Genomic DNA, 18,919 nt, shown 5'->3' on the forward strand with positions numbered 1-18,919 from the left:
GGAACGCCCGGCTCCGGGAGCGGAGCCGGGCGCATCGGTGTCAGCCGTTGCCGACACCCCAGGAGTCGAGCGCCGCCTCGACCGGGTGGGTTCCCGAGCCGATCATCGGCATCAGCGCCACGCCGGTCGGGCCCTCGGACGGCGATGCCACGTCACCAGCGTGCGCGGCCACGGCCAGGCCGGCCACCGCGATCGCGGCCGGTACGAGCAGGGCGCGGCCCAGGACGGCCATCCGTCGCTGCATGAACTCCTCCTTCATCGAGCGTGCGGACCTCGCACGCATGCGTCCGCAATGATCGACGAAGATCTTTGGGTGGCCTTTCGGTCGCTCCTCAGTCCTCCAGCTCGGCGATCCAGCGCAGGGCGCGCAGGCCCGGGAGGAAGCAGTACTCGCCGCCGCGGGTGGCCACAAAGCTGGGCAGGTTCCGCAGGCGGCGCCGGATCGGTTTCTCGGGGATGGTGACGGTGCCGGTTCCGTCGTGGTGTCCGGCGATCGGGTCCTGTTCGCCGGGATACCCGATGAAGTTGCCGTCGTTGACCCACTCGGCCTTGATGAACTCGAACTGCCGGCCGAGATTGGCCCCGGTGAAGACGCCGATCAGGCCCCGGTCGGCGCCGTCGTCCTCCATGACGCCCTCCGGCAGCGGCGGGCCGTAGGTGGTGCCGCGGCGGATGAGGCGGTGCATCCGCGCGTCGCCGACGATGGCGGCGTCGCGGGGATTGACACGCCGGATGTGCGCGCCGGCGGGGCACCGCAGGCCGCGATCGTCGTTCTCCCGGTACAGGAAGTCGTTGTTGCGGTGCGGATCGGCGCCAAGCTCCGGGTCGTCGTGCTCCGGGGTGAGCGTCAGCGGCGCCCCGCTCGGCCAGCGCCCGACCATCTTCGCCGCCAGGAGCGCCTCGTCCTGTTCGCCGGAGGTGTTCGCGCGCAGGTACTGCCGCCAGGCCGCCACCTTGGTCCGGATCTTGCGCACGGCGACGTAGGTCCCGTTGCGCCCCAGCACCTCGGGGCTGGGCATGGGCGGCAGATTGCCGGTCTCGTCGGGGTAGCCGAGGATGAATTCGCCGGCCTTGATGGGTGCCTCATGCGGGTTGGAGCCGGGCAGCCCGACGCCCTCGATGTTCGGATGGCTGATGCCGTCGCGGAAGCCGAAGGTGGTACGCCCGGTCGGGAGCTGGCGCACCTCCTGCCGCCAGATGACCCGCACGCCGGGCGTGTCCTCGAGGGCGATGTGTGCCCGCTCCAGGGCGGTGTGCAGCCGGCCCGCGTCAGGCGAGAGCGCGCTGACCGCGACATGCACATCGCCCGTTCCGAACGGTGGCTCCCAGTTGGCCGGGGCGCTCTCGCCGACGTCGCCGATCCGGTCCGCACGCGCGGCCATGCCCTCGCGAAACGGCTCCGAGAAGCTGTCCAGTGATTCCTGGGGAACCCCGAGGGCCCGCAGCCCTGAGTAGGTGAACGCGACCGACACCCAGGCGTCCCGGCTCGGGTCCGGATCGGCCAGGCCGCCCCCGACAACCGGGAGCAGCCGGCGCAGCAGGGTTCGCCCGGCGTGGCGGTCGTCGACGCGCAGGAACATGAACCTGCCCTCGTACGGCACGGGCCGTGGGCGCAACGCCCCGCTCTGAATGTCGTCGATCTCGATACCCACGGTTGGGGGTCCTAGGCTTCCGCTTCCTCCATCAGCCTCTGGAACTCCGGCGTGGCCTTCAGCGCCGCGATGGCCGGGTTGTCCAGCATCTCGCGGAATTCCGGGGTGTCCAGTAGCGCCTGGAACGCCTCGTTCACGTGCTGGTCCTTCCAGATCTGCTGAACGGTCAGATCGGGATAGGAGCTGATGAACACCGCCGCGCGCTCCTGGCGCTCGAGGAACCAGTTCTTCACCCCCGGATCCTTGATGCCGGGGAAGTCCTCGCAGTGCTGGAAGACCTGTCCGAAGCGGTCCCCGACCACCGTCTTGGCGAAGTCGTCGATGTAGTCGTCCCAGGTGCCGTCGAAGACGCTGGCGAACATGACCTGGGTGTCGTTGTCGAATATCACGTGGCGCGCGTCGTGCAGGGTGCCGATCTCGCGCACCGCGTCGTGGGCATTGGCGTCTGCCGCCGGGCTGGCCATTGCTGCGAGAACCTTTCGCAGCGCATCCGCATGACCGGGCTTGATCTTGGCAAAGACGGTGAACTCGGTGCTCATCCCATCCTTCGCGCCTTTGCGCTCGAGCTGGGCTGTCGATTTTCCGGCCATGGTGAGTCTCCTGCCGCGGATTCGTCCGAGGGTCGCCCGGTGCTCAGGGATGAGGCGCCATCGCCCTCGTCACCGATTCTGGACACGCCACCGGCGCCGGACTGCGGGATTGACGAAAGACGGAACAGAAACAGCGTCCCTCGATCTCGGGATCCGTGCCATCAAGCTGGGCTAGAGTTCATGCGAAAATACCTCATAGCCCCGATATCGGACACAACCGGAAGTCGGTCGAGTCATGGCATCAAAGTTCGTTCCATACACACCGGACGTTGAGGTCGTCGATACCCACTTCGACAAGCACTCCCAGACAGTGATCGGGAAGACCCAGCGGTTCATCACCGGGTCGGTCACCTCCGAGGGCACCGGGCAGGCGGTGCGAGACGCACACGCCAAGGGGTACGGAGTCGTCCGGGGCGAGGTGGAGATCCTCGGCGACCTGCCCGCCGAGTACGCACAGGGCATCTACGCCACACCCGGCCGGCACGACGCGCTCATCCGCTTCTCCAACGGCTCGCCGCATGCCGGCGCCGACGCGCGGCTCGGCAAGGCGACCGGACTGGCGCTGAAGATCTTCGACATCGACGGGGAGACGCTGCTCGAGGACGAGCCCGACAGCCACACCTTCGACTACACCAACATCAACGCCCCGATCTTCTTCTGCAACACCGTCGAGCACTACCTGTTCATCCAGGAACTCTTTCTCGACGCGCCGGAGTACTTCGCGCAGGGCCGTCCCGGCCAGCACCGGTTCTACCGGGACTTCATCACCGGCAAGGGAACGCTGAGCGAGGAGGACTGGGCGTGGGACGAGTTCCTGGCCTTCCTCGTCGTCGCGCAGCGGCCCCTGGTGAACCTCCTGCTCTCGACGTACTGGTCGATGGGCGCGGTCCGGCACGGTGACTACATCGCCAAGGTCCGCTTCGCACCCGACCCCGCCTCCGCGGCGGCCGTGGTCCAGCGCGCCATCGACCCGTCGTCCGCGGAGGACGTCTTCCGGCCCGCCCTGGCCGCCGAGCTCCGCGACCGGCCCTACACGTTCGACATCCAGGTCCAGCTCTGCGCCGACCTGCAGCGGATGCCCGTCGAGGACCTCACCGTCGAGTGGCCGGAGAAGCTGTCGCCGTTCGTCACGGTGGCCAAGCTGCGCCTGCCCCAGCAGGACATCTCCGGAGACGACAACCTCAGGAAGATGGACGCGCTCTCCTTCACCCCGTGGCGGGTCACGGCCGCGCACGCGCCGCTCGGCGAGTTGATGCGCGCACGCAAGGAGGTCTACCGCCAGTCCTCCATCCTGCGCCACGAGCTCAACAACCAGGAACGCCGCGAGCCACGCAGCGCGGACGAAGTGCTGCCGTAAGCGGCAGCCCTCGATCAGGAGGCCGGTATGGGTGCGGTTCTCGGCGATGAGCTGGGCTTCGCGGCAGGTGTGATGATCAGTCCGCTCCCGATCATCGCGATGATTCTCATCCTGGCGACCCCCCGCGGGCGGCTGAGCGGACTGGTGTTCGCCGCCGGCTGGCTGGTCGGGCTCTCGGCGCTCGGCGCGCTCACGCTGGCGATCGCCAATCCGGAGGGCGCCTCCGAGAACGGGCAGCCCGCCACCTGGGTGGGCGTTCTCAAGCTCGTCATCGGGTTGCTGCTCGTCCTGCTGGCCCTCCAGCAGTGGCGGCACCGCCCCAAGGACTCCTCGCAGGCGGAGTTGCCCAGGTGGATGGCCGCGATCGACCAGTTCACCCCGGTGAAGATCGCCGGCCTGGCGCTCGTGCTGTCCGCGGCGAACGCCAAGAACGCCGGGCTGACCATCGCCGCATCCGCCGCGATCAGCGCGTCCGGGATTCCCGGCGGGCAGCAGATCGTGGTGCTTGCGATGTTCGTGCTCATCGGCTCCCTGGGGATCCTGATTCCGCTGGTGGTGTTCCTGGTCGCTGGAGAACGCGCCAGAAACACCCTTTCCAGCTGGAAGAGCTGGGCCGCGCTGCACAACGCCGCCATCATGACGGTGCTGTTCACCGTGCTCGGCATGAAGCTGCTCGGTGACGGGATCGGGATCCTGATTCACTGACGCCTTCACGCGGGTGCCCGCCGCTTCGCGGAAATTGCGTTGTGGCCGGGCCGGGGCGTTTGCCATTCTCTATTCGGCCCCGGCGGCTTCAGAAGCAAGCGCCTACCACAACGGACGCACTGGCGATCAAACCAAGCTGGTCCGCTGCCTTCCCGGCGACCGATCCTTCACATCGGAACCGCTACGGGGCCACCCTTCGTCCCGGTTGTTTCGGGGATATCCCCGATATAGAGGTGAGTCATGCCCAATCGCCATGAGGTGATCGTCCGCAGCGGTTTCCGTGGTCTTCGATACGTCGACGGCCGTTTCGACCAGGTTCTCGAGCCCGGCCGCTACCGGCTGCCCGCCCGCCGGTACCCCGGACAGCGCCTGCCGCGGGTCGAGGTCGTCCCGGTCGACCTGCGTGAGCGCGAGCTCAACATCAAGGGCCAGGAGATCCTGACCGCCGACAAGGTCGCGGTGCGGGTCAACATCATCACCCATTTCCGGGTCGTCGACCCGGTCGCGGCGATCGAGCAGGTCGCCGACTACGGCGACCGGGTGTACAGCGACGTGCAGCTCGCCGCGCGCCGCTCCCTGGCGTCGATGACGCTGGAGGCCATCCTCACCAACCGCAACCAGCTCAGCGAGGACATCCTCCGCGACGTCGAGGGGGTCTCCGCCGGCTACGGCGTCGAGATCATTCGCGCCGACGTCAAGGATCTGGTGTTCCCGGGCAACCTGCAGGACATCATGAACCGGGTGCTGACGGCACAGCGGATGGCCGAGGCGCAGATGGTCGAGGCGCGCACCCGCGCCGACCGGGAGGCGCTGGAGGCGAACTCCAAGGCGGATTCCGAGCGGGTCGCCGCGCAGGCGCGGGTCGAGTCGACGCGGCTGGCCGCGGAGGGCGACGCCGCGGCGAAGCGGATCCGGACCGAGGCCGAGGTCGACGCCCTGCGCCGGCTCGCCGAGGCCGCCGAGGCGTACGCTCAGCACCCGGCCTTGCTGCGGCTGCGCGAGCTCGAGACGCTCGGCGCGCTGGGCACCAACGCCGCGGCGCGGCTCTACATCGGATTCGACAAGCACAGCGACGGCCTCCTCCCCGACTGACGGGGCGCGACCGCGGCGTGCCGGCGCGGCGGCGCCGGCACGCTGCGGCGGATTGGCCCATCAGAACACACCCGAATTGGCCCAACGGTAGGGCCACTCAGGTCGTAGCGTTGGTGCCGTGACGACGGTGACCTTCTATTTCGACCCCGCCTGCCCGTTCGCCTGGATAACCTCCCGCTGGATGCTCGAGGTCGAGCGCCTGCGCGACGTCGACCTGCGCTTCCGCGTGATGAGCCTGTACCTGCTCAACGAGGGCCGCGAACTGCCCGAGTGGTACCGCGACCTGGTCGACCGCTCGCTCGGCCCGGTGCGGGTCGCGACCGCTGCCGCACAGCAGCACGGCGAGCCGGTGCTGCGCGACTTCTACACCGCCCTCGGCACGCGCATCCACAGCGGCGACGACAAGGACTTCGACCGGGTGGTGCCGGCGGCGCTCGCCGAGGTCGGCCTGCCCGCGTCACTGGCCGGCGCGGCGAGCAGCACCGAGTTCGACGACGCCCTGTACAAGAGCCACCACGAGGGCATGGATCCGGTCGGCTCGGACGTCGGCACCCCGACGATCCACATCGACGGGGTTGCCTTCTTCGGGCCGGTGCTGAGCAGCATCCCTCGCGGTGAGACGGCCGCCGAGATCTTCGACGGGGCCGTCGCCCTCGCCAGGTATCCCGACTTCTTCGAGCTCAAGCGCACGCGTACCGGAGGTCTCCGGTTCGACTAGCGCGACGGTACTCGGTGCATAACGACCGATTCGGTCCAACCCGGCGGCTCCCGGGCATAACACCGGTTACGGTGTTGAAATGCGAGTATTCACCCATAAATCAGTCAGGTTTGCCGTCGGCCTCCCGGCCGCGATCGCCGTGTCCGCCGGGATAGGCCTCTCGGCGACAGCGGTCGACGCCGCCGCATCCCCGCGCGTCGCCGCTTCGCCGGCGTCGGCCGCCCGGACTTCGCATGCGGAACAACCGGGCCGCCTCTCCAAGCGGCTGCTGGACGCCCTGCTCACCAAGTCCGACCTGCCCGCGGGCTTCGCCACACTCACGGACCCGGCCAAGGCCGATCCCAGCACGGTCGACGCGTGCAACAAGCCGATCAAGCCGGCCCCCGACGGGAAACCCGCGGACAGCGTGCAGGTCATGTTCATGAAGGAGAAGGACAACACCGTCCTGTTCGAGAGCCTGACCGCCACCGGCGACAAGGCCGCGCGTGCCGTCGTCGCCGACTACGCCGACGCGCCACGCCGCTGCCGCGCCATCACCCTCGACAAGGGCGACGACGAGATCCGCATGACGCAGTTCCCGCTGCGGGTGCCGCGGCTCGGCGACGCCGCGACCGGGATCCGGTTCGTCATGAAGATGAAGGAACCCGAGACGACCATGCACGGCAAGATGGTCGTCGTCGCCTCGGGCGACATCTCCGCCACCATCATGGTCCTCGGACTGACCAAGCCGGACCAGGGCGAGGTGGAGAAGATCGCGGCGGCGGCGGTGGAGAAACTCAAGCCGAAAGAGTAGATCGATCGGCGGCTCGGCTCGACCGGTGACCGACCACCGGTCGGGCGTGGCCTAGATTGCAATATTCGTGTCGTTGACGCCATGCTCGGCAGCCCGCGACGATCGATGGCATGGAACGCCGCACCGTCGTCGTGATCTTCGATGGCTTTCAGCTGCTCGACCTGGCCGGCCCGGCCGACGTCTTCACGACCGCGAACCTGCTCACCCGCCGAGGCGGCTACCGGCTGGAGATCGCCGCCGTACGGGCCGGGCAGGTTCCCGCACAGAGCGGGATCGTCACGCTCGCGCCGACGGCCCTCGCCGAGCTCGCGGGGCCGATCGACACCCTGCTGGTCGTCGGCGGGCTGTCCGTGTCGGCGCGCCCGGCCGACCGGGAACTGGTCGACGAGATCGCCAGGCTTGCGCCGCACTGCCGCCGGATCGCCTCGGTGTGCAACGGCGCCTTCCTGCTCGCCGCCGCCGGGCTGCTCGCCGGGCGCCGCGCGACCACGCACTGGCTCGCGGCCGACCAGCTGGCCTCCCACTACCCGCAGGTCGACGTGGATGCGGACGCCATCTACGTCAAGGACGCCAACGTGTGGACCTCCGCCGGGGTCAGCGCCGGAATCGACCTGGCGCTCGCCCTCGTGGCCGAGGACCACGGACACGAGCTCGCCCGCCAGGTCGCGCGGGGCCTGGTCGTCTACCTGCAGCGGCCCGGCGGACAGAGCCAGTTCAGCACGCCGATGCAGGCCGCCGTGCCGCACGACGAGCGATTCCGCGAGCTCCAGGCGTTCATCGACGACAATCCCGCGGCGGATCTGAGCGTGCCCGCCCTCGCACGCCGCAGCGCGATGAGCGAACGCCACTTCTCCCGTCTCTTCACCGCCCAGACGGGCATGTCGCCGGGCCGGTACGTCGAGCACAGCCGCGCCGAGGCCGCCCGCCGGCGGCTGGAGGTCACCGCGGACCCGCTGGACCGGGTCGCCCGGGAGTCCGGGCTCGGCGGCTCGGAGACCCTCTACCGGATCTTCCGCCGGCACTGGCGGATCTCACCCGGCGACTACCGCCGCAGGTTCCAGACAACGCAACGATCCCCCGCCAAGGAGAAATGAACATGCATGTGGCCATCCCCCTGTACCCCCGCTACACCGCCCTCGACGCCGTCGGGCCGTACACGGTCCTGGCGTTCGCGCCGGGCAACACGGTCACCTTCGTGGCCGCCCGGCCCGGGGAGGTGCTCGACGATCAGGGCGGCCTCACCCTCACCGCCACCAAGTCCTATGCGGACCTGCCGTACCCGGATGTGATCGTCGTCCCGGGCGGGCCGGGCACCGCCGAGGCGCTGAACGATCCGGCCCTGATCGAATGGATCACCGTCGCCCACGAACGCACCCGGTGGACCACCTCGGTGTGCAGCGGGTCGTTCCTGCTGGGCGCCGCCGGACTGCTGAAGGGCAGGAGGGCGACGAGCCACTGGGGATGGGTCGAGCACCTGTCGGGGTTCGGCGCACAGCCCGTGAACGAACGCGTCGTCATCGACGACAAGATCATCACGGCGGCCGGCGTCTCGGCCGGCATCGACATGGCCCTGACCGTCCTGGCCCGCATGACCGACGTCGCGACGGCACAGACCGTCCAGCTGGCGATGGAGTACGACCCGCAGCCCCCGTTCGACGCCGGCTCGCCGAGAACCGCACCGGCCGGCATCGCCGAGCGCGCGCTCGGCCTGATCGGCTGAGTGGTTCCCGGCGGATCCCCGCCTGTCAGTCGTGGTCGTAGACGGTGGTCGCGATGTCGTGTGCGCACAGCGCACCGACGACGAGCGGTTCGATACGTTCCCACCGGCCCCCGGCGATGCCGCAGCCGATGCGGGGCAGGTGGACCGTGGCGCCCAGCCGTACGGCGTGCCCGGCGACGGCGGTCAGGCAGCGCTCCACGGCGTCGTACCGGATGGGTGGTCCGTTGCTGCCGCTTCGCATGCCGCGCTGGGCGACCATGTTGGCCACCCACAGGTCGGGCCGGACCTGGACCAGCCGGGTGGCGCCGAGGCCGAAGTCGTTGCCGGAGCGCTCGCGATGCCACCGGCGGTAGTCGCGTTCGGGCTCCGGCCACCGGCGGGAGACCGCCAGGACGAAGCCCTTGCCCCAACCGCCGAGGTCATTGCAGACATGTGCGACCACCTTCGGCCCCTTGGCCTGGGGGCTGGTCGCGTCGCCCGCGATGATCCGCAGCGGTATCACGCCGCGATGCTGCCAGCTGCCGGGCCTGCCGTCGACCCGTTTACCCCGCTCCCCCGTCAGGACGACAGGCACCGGCCGTTGGGCAGCAGGCCGGCCACCTCGTGCTCGTGGTCGCCCGATGCCAGGTCGAGGTAGCCGACCACGCAGCCATCGCCCATGAGCAGCGCGTAAACCAGGGCGCCCGGGGGTGCGGGGTCGTCGCCGCGGGCGAGGCGGACGACGCTGTCGGGCAGGGCCGCCGAGCTGAGAGCATTCCGGGCGGTCACCACGTCGGCCTCGGTGGCCGGGCGAAGAGCGCGCCGGTCGTCGCAGCTCGCGGGCCCGGGCGGCGGGCAGAGGAGCGCGCGATGGACCGCGTCGTGCATCAACCAGGCGGTGCCGTCGTATCCGACGGGTCCCGGGTTGTCGATGCCCGCCCGCTGAGACCGGTCGCGCGCCTTGCGATGACAGAGTTCCTCTGCCGCCTCGTCATCACCCGCCACGAATCCGCACGAATAGCCGCGGGCGCCCCCGCCGTGGTCGGCGTACCAGGTCACACCGAGCGCCGCCGCGGCAACGGCCAGGACGGCGGCCGCGACCCAGCGGCCCCGGCGCTGCGAACGAGGGCCCGCCGGCTCATCGCGATGGCCGAAGACGAACATCTCAGACAGCGTAGCCGCCGACCGTCGACGCACCGGCCAGGGCGGCACAGATCCGCGGGAGGGCGACACCGATCGGCTCCCGGATCACCTCGGCGGCGAGCTCGTCGTACGGGGTCGGATCGCGGTTGACGATCACCAGCCGGTTGCCCGCGTTGACCGCCACGGCGCACAGCGAGGCGACCGGTTCGACGCTCAGCGAGCTGCCGACCGCGAGCATGAGCTGGGCGTTGGCCGCGATCCGCCCGGCCAGGCCGGTCGTGGCCGGGTCGAGGTGTTCGCCGAACAGCACGACGGCCAGCTTCAGAACCGCTCCACAGTCGACGCACCGGGGATCGTCGGCACCCGCCCGGACCCGCGCCATCGTCTGCTCGCTCGGCGTGCGCCGGCGGCAACCGGTGCAGACCACCTCGCGCATCGCGCCGTGCAACTCGAGCACCTTCCGCGCACTGGAGCCCGCGCTGCGGTGCAACCCGTCGACGTTCTGCGTCAGGATTCGCACCGCCACGCCCGAGCGCTCCAGACCGGCAAGTCGCCGGCGGAACGCCGACGAGCCATTTACCCGGGCCGGACGACTCTCCCGTTCACGCCAAATCAACGAACCGTCACGGCTACGCTGATCGTCGGTACAACGTCGCGCTTATCGAAGTGGAGCCGTTGGATGGCTGCGTCGGATGGCGATCCGCAACACACGCTTGATGTGCTGGCGGGCATGGTGAGCGGCCTGCGGGGAGCCGTGCTCGTCGACGTCGGTCGCGTCCTCGACGTGGTGAAGATCGGCATGCGGCGCGGCGACGAGGAGGTCATGCTCCACGTCCAATGCCCCGTCCGCATCCTCCGCGGCGACAGCATCCTGCTCGGCTCCGACGACTTTCTCCGGCCGCATCCGCAGGCGGAGGAACGGGGGCTCCCGGCCGACCGGCACGAGACCACGTTCGACCACGTCGCGAAGGCGATGACCGCCGAATTCGGGGACGGAGTTCCCGTACTCGAAGCGGAGATGCGACCCGGCGGCTCCTTCCGTCTCGTCGCCGCCGACGAGATCCGGATCGAGGGATTCCCGGCGGTGTCAGGTCCGATCGAATGCTGGCGCCTGTTCGTCAAGGGCTCGAACGTGCACTACGTCTACCCGCCTGATTTCCGCTGAGAATCACCATCCGGCCGGGTCGTCGGGATCGCCGGGTGGGTGGTTGCGGGGCCTCGGCGAGGCGGCGCGCGGCATCCGAGGGGGTGTCATCGAGCGGGGCGCCACCAGGCACGCCCGGCGATCACCTCCCCGAGCCGGCGCAGACGCGCGGCGGCCATCCGGGCGTGGGTATCGGGGTCGCCGAGCGCGACGAGGATGTCGGAGGTGAGGAACGCGGCCTCCCGGAGTTCGCATTCCGCGCGGAGGAGCTCCGGAGGAGTCGCCGTCTCCCTGGCGATGACGTCCAGGACCGTCTCCAGGTGCTCGCCGGCGTCCGCGATCACGAAGAACCAGTCGTCGACCGGTTCGCCGAGGCGGGCCCACTCGAAGTCCAGCAATGCGGTCACGCCGCCCGCGATGGCGAGCCAGTTGCCCCAGTGGCAGTCGGCGTGGACCGGGACGACCGTCCGGGCACGCGGCGGCGCGATCTCGGCTATGGCCGCGAGACCGTCGAGAAGGGTGCGCGGGACGAATGCGTCCCGGTCGGCGGCGGCGAGGGCCTCGATCCCGGCGAACAACGCCGCCCGGCCGGCGAAACCGCCGTGGTCCGGCGGCTGGCCCAGCGTCCGCCGGGCGGGTCCCGTTGGAGCCCAGCCGTGCAGAGCGCCGAGCCGCTGCACCGCCTGCCCGGCCAGCGAGCGCGCGGTCGCGGCGTCGAGGCCGGGCATGCCGATGCCGGGAGCGACGCCCGGCACCCGGGCGTAGCACGCGTAGCGGACCTCGCGCCCGCCGAGCCGGTAGCGCCCGCTGTCGAGCAGCGGAGCCGTCAGGCCGGCGGGCAGGCTGGGGGCCAGCACGATCTCCCGGTCCAGCCGCGAGTGGCCCGCCGCATCGATGATCTTCACGACGATGTCCGAGCCGACGTAGACGTGATGGGAGAGGCTCTCCGCGGGCGCCATCCGGCCGGGGTCGCGGCCGAGCGCCGCCGCCGCGATCGCCCGGGCGACGCGATGCACCCACCCCGGGCCGGTCACCGCCGATCCGCCCGGGCGAATCGTGTCGGCATCACGGTCTCCTCCATGGGAACGCGGACATCCTTCCACGGTGGACGCCGACGCGTCGCGTCCTTGGGCGCGTGCGACCGGGTGCCGTTTCCGTGCCACCGCAAGCCTTCCCGACATGCGGGACACCGGATGCGCCGCCGGAACCGAGAGGGGCCAGGACCGGGCGGTCGTCCGTGAACGGGGGGACGCCGGCCTATTGGCAACCGTGGATCTCAGTGGCTAACGTGTCTGCAACGTTGCTGATCGTAGAACGCGCGGTCACTTCGAGTTGAACACGGGTTCTCCTGTGTCGGGTGCCGTGGTGGTCGAACCTCGCCGGCTCCCGGACGACAAGAAGGGAGCATGGTCATGGCCAAGAAGGCGAAGAAGACCAAGAAGGACAAGAAGAAGGACAAGAAGAAGTAGCTGCACGTGCTGGGCCGGTCCCCGTCGTGCAGGATCGGCGACGGGCCGGCCCAGCGGTACGCGCCACCGCTGTCACCGCAACAGGGCCGGGCCGGCCCGCTAGGAGCTTCCGCATCGTCGAGTGAGGTGTCGTGATGCACGGCGAGATCCTGAACCTGCTGGACTGTCACCTGTCCGAGCTGCAAGCGCTGCGCCGCGAACTCTCCGGACGCCACGCCGCCGTGCCGGGCGAGCGCCGGAGGGTGGCCGCCGCGACCGCCTCGGCCGCCGAGCGCTACGCCCGCACCCTCGCGTCAATGCTGACCGACGCCGACGGCCAGCAGCCCGCCGCACCCTAGTGCATCGTGATGCTGATCGATCTACTTCGAAGCGGTCAGGCTGGGCGCATCAGGTCTGAACCAACCGCGCCACCAAACGCTCCTGCTTTTCCTCCGGCATGTACCAGGTCGCGGACAACAATTGCGACTCGCTAGATTCCTGACAGAAAGCCTGTTTCAGGATCTATTTGCCCGCACGGTGATGCGGTTGTAGATCAGCCGCCCGAGCCGATAGACCAGGTAGGCCGGCACGGTCACGATCGCCAGTGCCACCTTGGCTACTCGGTCCATCAATGGGTCGACCACCCGGTCCACAGCCCGGTCGATCCGGCGCTCGATCGCGCTGTGGAGGAGAGCGAAAGGCAGGAAAACAAAATATATCCCGCAAGTCGCGAAGCCGGCTATGAGATGGCCCCAGATTGGGACACCGCCGATCTCCTGCTCGAGGAACGATGGCTGCGGTGCGCGGGGTGGGTGAGGTTGCACGAGACCCACTATAGAGAGCCCTGTCATATCGACTCGAAGGACTGCGGTGAGCTCGACGAAGTCGCGCTCCCGGGCGTTCCCGCGGATTCAATTTGCTGTCGGCAAGGCCGGCAGAGCCATGGTTTGTCCCGGCAATGCCCCCATCAAGGCCATCCGCACTCGCATGCCGTAATCCGTGCATCGACACCTTCCCGGCTCACTACCGGAACCTAGCGTTTCGTGATTCTGTTGTCCCTACGTGATGTTTGGTGTGGTTGGCTGTCCAGGTGGAGCTGACGGCTGACCAAGGTGCCGAGCTGCGTGCGCTGACTACGAGTGCGGAGGTGTCGGCGGCGGTCGGGACGCGGGCCCGGATCGTGTTGTGGCATGCCGAGGGTCGGATGAAGAAGGACATCGCGGCGCTGGCCGGGGTGTCACGGCCGACGGTGGCTCTGCGGCTGGCGCGGTATGCCGCTGACGGCGCGTCGGGGTTGCACGGCACCACCAACCTGTTCGCCGCCCTCAACGTCACCACCGGCTAGGTGATCGGCGACTGCGTACCGGCCAACGGTCCCGCGTTCCTGGCCTTTCTCAAGAAGGCCATCGCCCCGCACGCCGGCCGCGAGATCCATGTGGTCCTGGACAACCTGTCCACCCACACCACCCCGGACGTCAAAGCGTGGCGCCGGCGGCAGATCGGGCGTCTCCCCCGGCCTCGGTACACGGCCGGCGACGTTGAAGTGCCTGCCGCCGTCCTCTGAGGAGAAGCCACCCCGGATTGTCGGACCGATCGATATGATCCGATCGCCGACCCAGTCCAAATGGCCGGTATTCACGGGGAGGATCCTTCATGAGCAATCACGCTCGGCGGCTGCTGGCCGCAGTCGCGTCGGCCATCATGGCCGGTGGCCTGTTGGCGGCGGGCGGCTCGCCGCCCGCGGCCGCAGCCGCAACCGCCACCGTCTCCGTCCGGCCCACCGCCTGGGCATCCATCGACCGGCACCAGCCGCGCGCCGCCGCCATCGATGGTGCCGGCGACGCCGGGCTGGGCACGTGGCGTGACGACGGCGGCGCGCGGCACACGACGCGCGCCTACTTCACCTATGACCTCGGCAGCCTGTCCGGTGCCGGCATCCGCGGGGCGAAACTCAGCGTGCGGCAGACCGCGGCGAAGACCTGCCGGTTCCGGCCGGCCCTCGAGTTGTGGCGGACCGGCGACGTCACCGCCCGGACGAGCTGGCGCAGGCCGCCCGCCGACGTACGGAGGCTGGATCCCGGCACGACCATCGCCGGCGACCCGTGCCCCACCGCGCTGCACGACTTCGACGTCGCGGACGCGGTCCGCGGCGCACTGGCCGACGGGCTCCGCACGTTGACGCTGTCCGTGCGCCTGCCCGCCTCCGCGGAGAAGGACGCGAGGCGGCACGTGCGCATCGCCAACAGTCCCGAGCTCACCGTCGACGCGGACGCGCCCGGGAGCCCGACGATCGACGGCGCGGCCTCGGGCATCGACGTGCCGCACCGGATCACGCTTCGGCCGGGCACGCCGGGCGTCGTGCGCTGGACCTGGAAGCTCATGTCCACCGAGGACGACGAGCCCGAGGTGCACGTGGTGCCGGCCGCCGCCGACGGGACCGCGGTCATCACCGTCACCCTGACCAGGCCGGGTCTCTACCTGTTCAGCGCCATCAGCCACACGGCCGACGGCCGGACCGGCGAGGCGTCGACCTATTTCGAGGCGACCTCGGAGCCGCGGGTGCACTCCGATGTGTACCTTCCCGGCGGCGGTGAAGCCGGCGGCGTCGGCGTCGCCGACACGTTCACCTTCCATCCGAACAGCCCGGACGTGGTCTCCTACCGATATGCGTTCAACGCCGAGCCCGAGCGGTCGGTTACCACGGTCGACGGCGTGGGCACGGTGTCCTGGGCGCCGCCCCGCGCGGGATCGAACGTCCTGCAGGTGAACGCGGTGGACTCCGCCGGCAAGGAGTCGCAGCGGGGCCGGTACTTCTTCGACGTGGCCGGCGCCACCCCGCGGGTGGACTCCCAGGACTACCCGGGTTACGGCATCGGCGGCGGTGTTCAGGTGCCGGGCCGGTTCGACTTCGCCCCCGGGGTCAGCGACGTGACGGCCTATCTCTACCGGCTCGACGACGGGCCGGAGCAGACGGTGGACGCCGACGAGAACGGCCGGGCGGCCGTTGACCTCACACCGGCGCGCATCGGCCGACACGACCTGGCCGTCCGGAGCCGGACGCGCTCCGGGGAGGTCTCCGAGCCCACCGTCTTCACGTTCGTGGTGGCTAACCGGCCGTCGGTGAGCGGCACCCCGTACGGGTTCGACGGCTCCGGCAACGGCCGGCCCGGGCTCGCCGGTCAGTTCGTCCTCTCCATGGACGCGGCCGGCCTGCCCGGCGTCGTGCGGTACTTCTGGTCCGTCGGCGACGAGCAGTTCACCGCCGAGGCGGGCGCGGACGGCACCGCCACGGTGTCGTACGTGCCGCGGCGACCCGGTGAGCACCGCATGACGGTGGTCGCGCAGGCGGCGGACGGCCGGAGGTCCGATCCGTTCGAGGCGAGGTTCACCGTCGCGGATCCGGCACCGACCGTCTACTCCGACATCTACACGGAGTGGAACGAGGCCGGCGGCGTCGGTCAGCCCGGACAGTTCTGGCTGACGGCGGGCGTATCCGGCGCGACGGAGTTCGGTTACCGGCTCAACGGCGGTGCGGAGCAGGTGGTGCCGGCCGAGAACGATTCCGCCACGGTGACGCTCACCCCGGACCGGACCGGTGAGAACGTCCTGGCCGTCGAGGCCCGCTGGCCGGACGGGCGCACGGCCACGACCACCTGGACATTCCTGGTGGCGGGCTGACCTCGGGCCAATGAGCCCCGGCCGCAGCCGGCCGGGGCTCGACCGGGCCTGACGGTCATCCGGCCAGGAACTCGCGTACGCCTCGCAGCCGGGTGCGCAGCAGCGACACCGCCCTGTCGGTGCGCAGCCGTACGTCCGTGGGAAGCCGCAGGCCGGAGCCCGCGATCGTCCCGGCGGGTAGCCGGGAGGGGTCGAGACCCTCCCGGCGGGCGGTCAGGACGCCCAGTTCGTAGCGGTCGATCGCATCGGGTCCGGTGACGTTCAGGACGCCCCGGTAGTCGCCGGCGGCCAGTTCGAGCAGGGCGTCGGCCAGGTCGTCGACGTGGACCGGCTTGCGGATCATGTCGGTGAACAGCGCGCCGCGGCGACGGCCGGCGAGGAGGTCGCGGGTGAGGGTCTCGTGCTGCCCGCGGGTGCCGCCGAGGATCAGCGAGGTGCGCACCACGGCCGCGTCCGGGCATACCGCGAGGACCGCCGTCTCGGCGGCGGCCTTCGCGGCCCCGTAGCGGTAGACCGGGTCGGGCAGCGCGGACTCGTCGTAGTCGACCGCGTCGCCGGAGAAGATCGCGTCGCTGGACACGTGGATCAGCCGGACGTTCATCGCCGCCGTGGCGACGGCGACGTGCGCTGCGCCGTCGGCCATCACCCGCCAGTCGTCGCGCCCGGTGGCGGTGTGGATCACCGCGTCCGGGCGTACCCGCTCGATCAGGTCGCGGACCGCGGCCGGATCCCGGACGTCGAGCCACTCGTTCCCCTGGCGATCGGGGCTGCTGAAACAGGTGCCGACCGCGGACCACCCGGTGGCGGCACGCACGGCGATCCGGGAGCCGAGGTGCCCCGTGGCGCCGGTGATCAAGATCCTTTTGGTCATGCACACGGACCCTACCGCCGGCCCGCCACGGCTGGACCGCGAACGCCCGGGTGTCGGATCTACAAAGGAGCCGGCGACGCCGTCGCAGGCCGGGCTGGGTGTGGGAACATCGGCTTGCGGCCCGGCCGCGTCCGGCCGAGCCCGACGCACGAGGGAGGACACACCGATGGCAGTCTCCGTGAACCTCGACGCGATTCTCGACCCGGAGTTTCGATCGAGCCAGCTGCTCGACCTCGTCGACGCGCCGGTGTCGGCACTGTCCGGCATCTCCGAGGCCGAGGCCGAGGGCCTTCGGCAGGCTTTCGGCATCGAGACCATCGGCGACCTCGCCGACAACGCGTTCGTCCGCGCGGCCGTCGCCATCCGGGAGACGGCGAAGATCGCCCAGTAGCGCCGGCAGCGGCGACGGTCCCGTAGCCCCAGCCGACCGCCGCGTGGCAGGCGACCATCCCGGCCGAGCCCGACGACGGCCGGGTGCTCCGAGCCGCGATCGACGCCGTCGTCGGCACGCCGAGTCGCTGCCCCGGATCAGGAGCCGGGCGGCCCGGACCCTCGGACGCCGCCGCGGCACGGCGCGGTAAAGGCATCCAGGCGATTACAGACAGTTACGATACGGGGCTTTCGTATGAGTAGACGGCGTCGGCGCCACCCCGGGCCCATCCCCCGTGGACGCATGGACGACAGGGCCGAATAGCCCGGTGAAGCTCCCGGCCTAATCGATCGGGGTCGACCCCGCCCGACATTCGGGAATTCACTACTCGCCAATATTTCGGGTTCGGGTTCCGATTGGGGTATTGGCGAATGCATTTTTGTAACGACCATCACAGAAAGTCATGCCCGACGGGAGGTGCCCGCCGGCGTCGAGACCGGCGCGCACTTCGGTCCACTATCGAATATGGCGAAGCGGTCAGCATGACCTGCGCAGGTACAGATCATCTCGAACGGCCCGGCGCACCACGACCGGGGCAACCGCGACATACCGGAAGGTCGGTTGGGCGCCGTTCGGGACATCGATCAACTACGCTGCGCCGCGGTGAATTGCCACGCAGCGTATATGACTACTCGCTGGTCACGTGTCGCTGCTCACGTTCGAGGCTCATATTTATGGCTCGGCCGCACTTGTGTGGAACTGTCAGAGCGCATTCAGGAGCCAGGCCGATATGACGCTAATGAAGAAGAGTCGGTTGTCCATGCGTGAATACGTCTCACGTTTACGGCGGTCCGTAGAGGACGGTCACCGGCCATTCTTCTACCGTCACTTTCGGTGACACCCCTGTCAACCGGGCAGCCGCCCGTGAGGTGAGAGAACGTCGATGAGCGTCACAGAAGCACCCTCCGGCAGAACGGAGCGCACCGCCGCGCCCGTACCGACGAATTCGACCGCGGGCGCGCCCACCCGGACCGTGCCGGCGCCCCGCAGGCCCGCCGGTACCGACGGCGGTCCCGCCGGCGCGTTCCCGGACCTGGGTGACGACGCGACCGTGGTCATCCCCGACGGTGGCTACAACTACGCCGGCTTCAGCGTGCTCGCCGGGCAGGCCGAGCCCGCGCCCGCCGACGGATACCGGGTCAGCATGCGCCCGCTCGCCCGGCGCCGGCCGATCGCCACCGTGCTCATCACGCTCTTCGCCTTCGCGTTCGAGAGCACCTTCTTCGCCTGGCTGCTCTCCTCCATCGAGGTCCCCGAGCGCAGCCTGCACCCCGGGCTCTACGCGGCGACGGTCTTCATGATCGGCGCGACCGCGCTGATCGAGCTGTTCCGCCTGGTCAACGTGGTGACGCTCTGCCTGGCCACCCTGTGGGCGCGCGACCCGGTTCCGGTCGTGCCGCAGGCCGACCTGCGGGTCGCCTTCCTGACCACGATCGTGCCGGGCAAGGAGCCGATCGAGATGGTCGAGCGCACGCTGCGCTCCGCCCGCCGGATCAGCCACCCGGGCCGGTACGACGTCTGGCTGCTCGACGAGGGCGACGACGCCGAGGTCCGGCAGATGTGCGAAAGGATCGGGGTACAACACTTCAGCCGCAAGGG

22 protein-coding genes and 1 pseudogene are annotated in these 18,919 nt (G+C 70.0%); 14 read left to right on the forward strand and 9 right to left on the reverse strand.

What is annotated here, in order from left to right:
* Nucleotides 1-40: 40 nt before the first annotated feature.
* The 3 genes from AB0B58_RS39515 to AB0B58_RS39525 form a co-directional block, all read right to left on the reverse strand.
* Entirely contained in the window at nucleotides 41-244 is a 204-nt protein-coding gene (locus tag AB0B58_RS39515) for a hypothetical protein (RefSeq protein ID WP_360235501.1), read from the reverse strand.
* Nucleotides 245-332: 88 nt separating this feature from the next.
* Nucleotides 333-1,652 (reverse strand): Dyp-type peroxidase, encoded by a 1,320-nt coding sequence (locus AB0B58_RS39520; RefSeq protein ID WP_360235504.1) that lies wholly within the window; start codon nucleotides 1,650-1,652, stop codon nucleotides 333-335.
* 11 nt (nucleotides 1,653-1,663) lie between these two features.
* Entirely contained in the window at nucleotides 1,664-2,242 is a 579-nt protein-coding gene (locus AB0B58_RS39525; RefSeq protein ID WP_360235507.1) for a hypothetical protein, read from the reverse strand.
* A gap of 235 nt (nucleotides 2,243-2,477) precedes the next feature.
* On the opposite strand from AB0B58_RS39525, the gene AB0B58_RS39530 reads away from it, so the two are divergent.
* The 7 genes from AB0B58_RS39530 (at nucleotide 2,478) to AB0B58_RS39560 (ending at nucleotide 8,627) form a co-directional block, all read left to right on the forward strand.
* Nucleotides 2,478-3,599: a catalase family protein gene (locus tag AB0B58_RS39530; RefSeq protein ID WP_360235510.1), complete on the forward strand. Its 1,122-nt coding sequence runs from the start codon at nucleotides 2,478-2,480 to the stop codon at nucleotides 3,597-3,599.
* Nucleotides 3,600-3,626: 27 nt separating this feature from the next.
* On the forward strand, nucleotides 3,627-4,304 hold the full coding sequence (locus tag AB0B58_RS39535; protein WP_360235513.1) for a GAP family protein: 678 nt from the start codon (nucleotides 3,627-3,629) through the stop codon (nucleotides 4,302-4,304).
* Nucleotides 4,305-4,544: 240 nt separating this feature from the next.
* Nucleotides 4,545-5,396: an SPFH domain-containing protein gene (locus tag AB0B58_RS39540; protein WP_360235516.1), complete on the forward strand. Its 852-nt coding sequence runs from the start codon at nucleotides 4,545-4,547 to the stop codon at nucleotides 5,394-5,396.
* 118 nt (nucleotides 5,397-5,514) lie between these two features.
* Nucleotides 5,515-6,114: a DsbA family protein gene (locus AB0B58_RS39545; RefSeq protein ID WP_360235519.1), complete on the forward strand. Its 600-nt coding sequence runs from the start codon at nucleotides 5,515-5,517 to the stop codon at nucleotides 6,112-6,114.
* A gap of 79 nt (nucleotides 6,115-6,193) precedes the next feature.
* On the forward strand, nucleotides 6,194-6,907 hold the full coding sequence (locus tag AB0B58_RS39550; protein WP_360235522.1) for a hypothetical protein: 714 nt from the start codon (nucleotides 6,194-6,196) through the stop codon (nucleotides 6,905-6,907).
* 110 nt (nucleotides 6,908-7,017) lie between these two features.
* Nucleotides 7,018-8,001: a DJ-1/PfpI family protein gene (locus tag AB0B58_RS39555; RefSeq protein WP_360235525.1), complete on the forward strand. Its 984-nt coding sequence runs from the start codon at nucleotides 7,018-7,020 to the stop codon at nucleotides 7,999-8,001.
* A gap of 2 nt (nucleotides 8,002-8,003) precedes the next feature.
* Entirely contained in the window at nucleotides 8,004-8,627 is a 624-nt protein-coding gene (locus AB0B58_RS39560; RefSeq protein WP_360235528.1) for a DJ-1/PfpI family protein, read from the forward strand.
* A gap of 25 nt (nucleotides 8,628-8,652) precedes the next feature.
* Here AB0B58_RS39560 and AB0B58_RS39565 read toward each other — a convergent pair whose 3' ends face one another.
* The 3 genes from AB0B58_RS39565 to AB0B58_RS39575 are packed head-to-tail and all read right to left on the reverse strand — an operon-like array spanning nucleotide 8,653 to nucleotide 10,365.
* The gene (locus AB0B58_RS39565; protein ID WP_360235531.1) at nucleotides 8,653-9,129 is read right to left on the reverse strand and encodes an Appr-1-p processing protein; all 477 of its coding nucleotides are present in this window, start codon (nucleotides 9,127-9,129) and stop codon (nucleotides 8,653-8,655) included.
* 56 nt (nucleotides 9,130-9,185) lie between these two features.
* Nucleotides 9,186-9,770 carry a hypothetical protein gene (locus AB0B58_RS39570; RefSeq protein ID WP_360235534.1) on the reverse strand — a complete coding sequence of 195 codons (585 nt, stop codon included), beginning with the start codon at nucleotides 9,768-9,770 and terminating at the stop codon, nucleotides 9,186-9,188.
* Nucleotide 9,771: 1 nt separating this feature from the next.
* The gene (locus AB0B58_RS39575; RefSeq protein WP_360235537.1) at nucleotides 9,772-10,365 is read right to left on the reverse strand and encodes a Sir2 family NAD-dependent protein deacetylase; all 594 of its coding nucleotides are present in this window, start codon (nucleotides 10,363-10,365) and stop codon (nucleotides 9,772-9,774) included.
* Nucleotides 10,366-10,428: 63 nt separating this feature from the next.
* On the opposite strand from AB0B58_RS39575, the gene AB0B58_RS39580 reads away from it, so the two are divergent.
* Nucleotides 10,429-10,914: a hypothetical protein gene (locus AB0B58_RS39580; RefSeq protein ID WP_360235540.1), complete on the forward strand. Its 486-nt coding sequence runs from the start codon at nucleotides 10,429-10,431 to the stop codon at nucleotides 10,912-10,914.
* An 86-nt stretch (nucleotides 10,915-11,000) separates the two neighbouring features.
* Here the strand turns inward: AB0B58_RS39580 and AB0B58_RS39585 are convergent, their stop codons facing one another.
* A complete protein-coding gene (locus tag AB0B58_RS39585) occupies nucleotides 11,001-11,927 on the reverse strand; it encodes a phosphotransferase (RefSeq protein WP_360235543.1) in 927 nt (308 codons plus the stop codon).
* 569 nt (nucleotides 11,928-12,496) lie between these two features.
* Here AB0B58_RS39585 and AB0B58_RS39590 point away from each other — a divergent pair.
* Nucleotides 12,497-12,700, forward strand: a complete 204-nt coding sequence (locus AB0B58_RS39590) for a hypothetical protein (RefSeq protein WP_360235546.1) — start codon at nucleotides 12,497-12,499, stop codon at nucleotides 12,698-12,700.
* 156 nt (nucleotides 12,701-12,856) lie between these two features.
* On the opposite strand, the gene AB0B58_RS39595 is transcribed toward AB0B58_RS39590, so the two are convergent.
* On the reverse strand, nucleotides 12,857-13,165 hold the full coding sequence (locus tag AB0B58_RS39595; protein ID WP_360235549.1) for a hypothetical protein: 309 nt from the start codon (nucleotides 13,163-13,165) through the stop codon (nucleotides 12,857-12,859).
* Between the two features lie 266 nt (nucleotides 13,166-13,431).
* On the opposite strand from AB0B58_RS39595, the gene AB0B58_RS39600 reads away from it, so the two are divergent.
* The 3 genes from AB0B58_RS39600 (at nucleotide 13,432) to AB0B58_RS39610 (ending at nucleotide 16,019) form a co-directional block, all read left to right on the forward strand.
* A complete protein-coding gene (locus tag AB0B58_RS39600) occupies nucleotides 13,432-13,686 on the forward strand; it encodes a helix-turn-helix domain-containing protein (protein WP_360235552.1) in 255 nt (84 codons plus the stop codon).
* Nucleotides 13,687-13,905, forward strand: a complete 219-nt coding sequence (locus AB0B58_RS39605) for a hypothetical protein (protein ID WP_360235555.1) — start codon at nucleotides 13,687-13,689, stop codon at nucleotides 13,903-13,905. It begins immediately after the preceding gene.
* An 89-nt stretch (nucleotides 13,906-13,994) separates the two neighbouring features.
* A complete protein-coding gene (locus AB0B58_RS39610) occupies nucleotides 13,995-16,019 on the forward strand; it encodes a hypothetical protein (RefSeq protein WP_360235558.1) in 2,025 nt (674 codons plus the stop codon).
* 55 nt (nucleotides 16,020-16,074) lie between these two features.
* Here the strand turns inward: AB0B58_RS39610 and AB0B58_RS39615 are convergent, their stop codons facing one another.
* The gene (locus AB0B58_RS39615) at nucleotides 16,075-16,890 is read right to left on the reverse strand and encodes a sugar nucleotide-binding protein (protein WP_360235561.1); all 816 of its coding nucleotides are present in this window, start codon (nucleotides 16,888-16,890) and stop codon (nucleotides 16,075-16,077) included.
* A gap of 166 nt (nucleotides 16,891-17,056) precedes the next feature.
* Between AB0B58_RS39615 and AB0B58_RS39620 the strand changes: the two genes are divergently transcribed.
* Both AB0B58_RS39620 and AB0B58_RS39625 read left to right on the forward strand, forming a co-directional pair.
* Nucleotides 17,057-17,281, forward strand: a complete 225-nt coding sequence (locus AB0B58_RS39620; protein ID WP_360235564.1) for a hypothetical protein — start codon at nucleotides 17,057-17,059, stop codon at nucleotides 17,279-17,281.
* Nucleotides 17,282-18,203: 922 nt separating this feature from the next.
* Nucleotides 18,204-18,919: pseudogene (locus AB0B58_RS39625) on the forward strand (hypothetical protein); the annotation flags it as partial.

Origin of the sequence: Actinoplanes sp. NPDC049118 (assembly GCF_040648555.1) — a bacterium.
Lineage (GTDB): Bacteria > Actinomycetota > Actinomycetes > Mycobacteriales > Micromonosporaceae > Actinoplanes.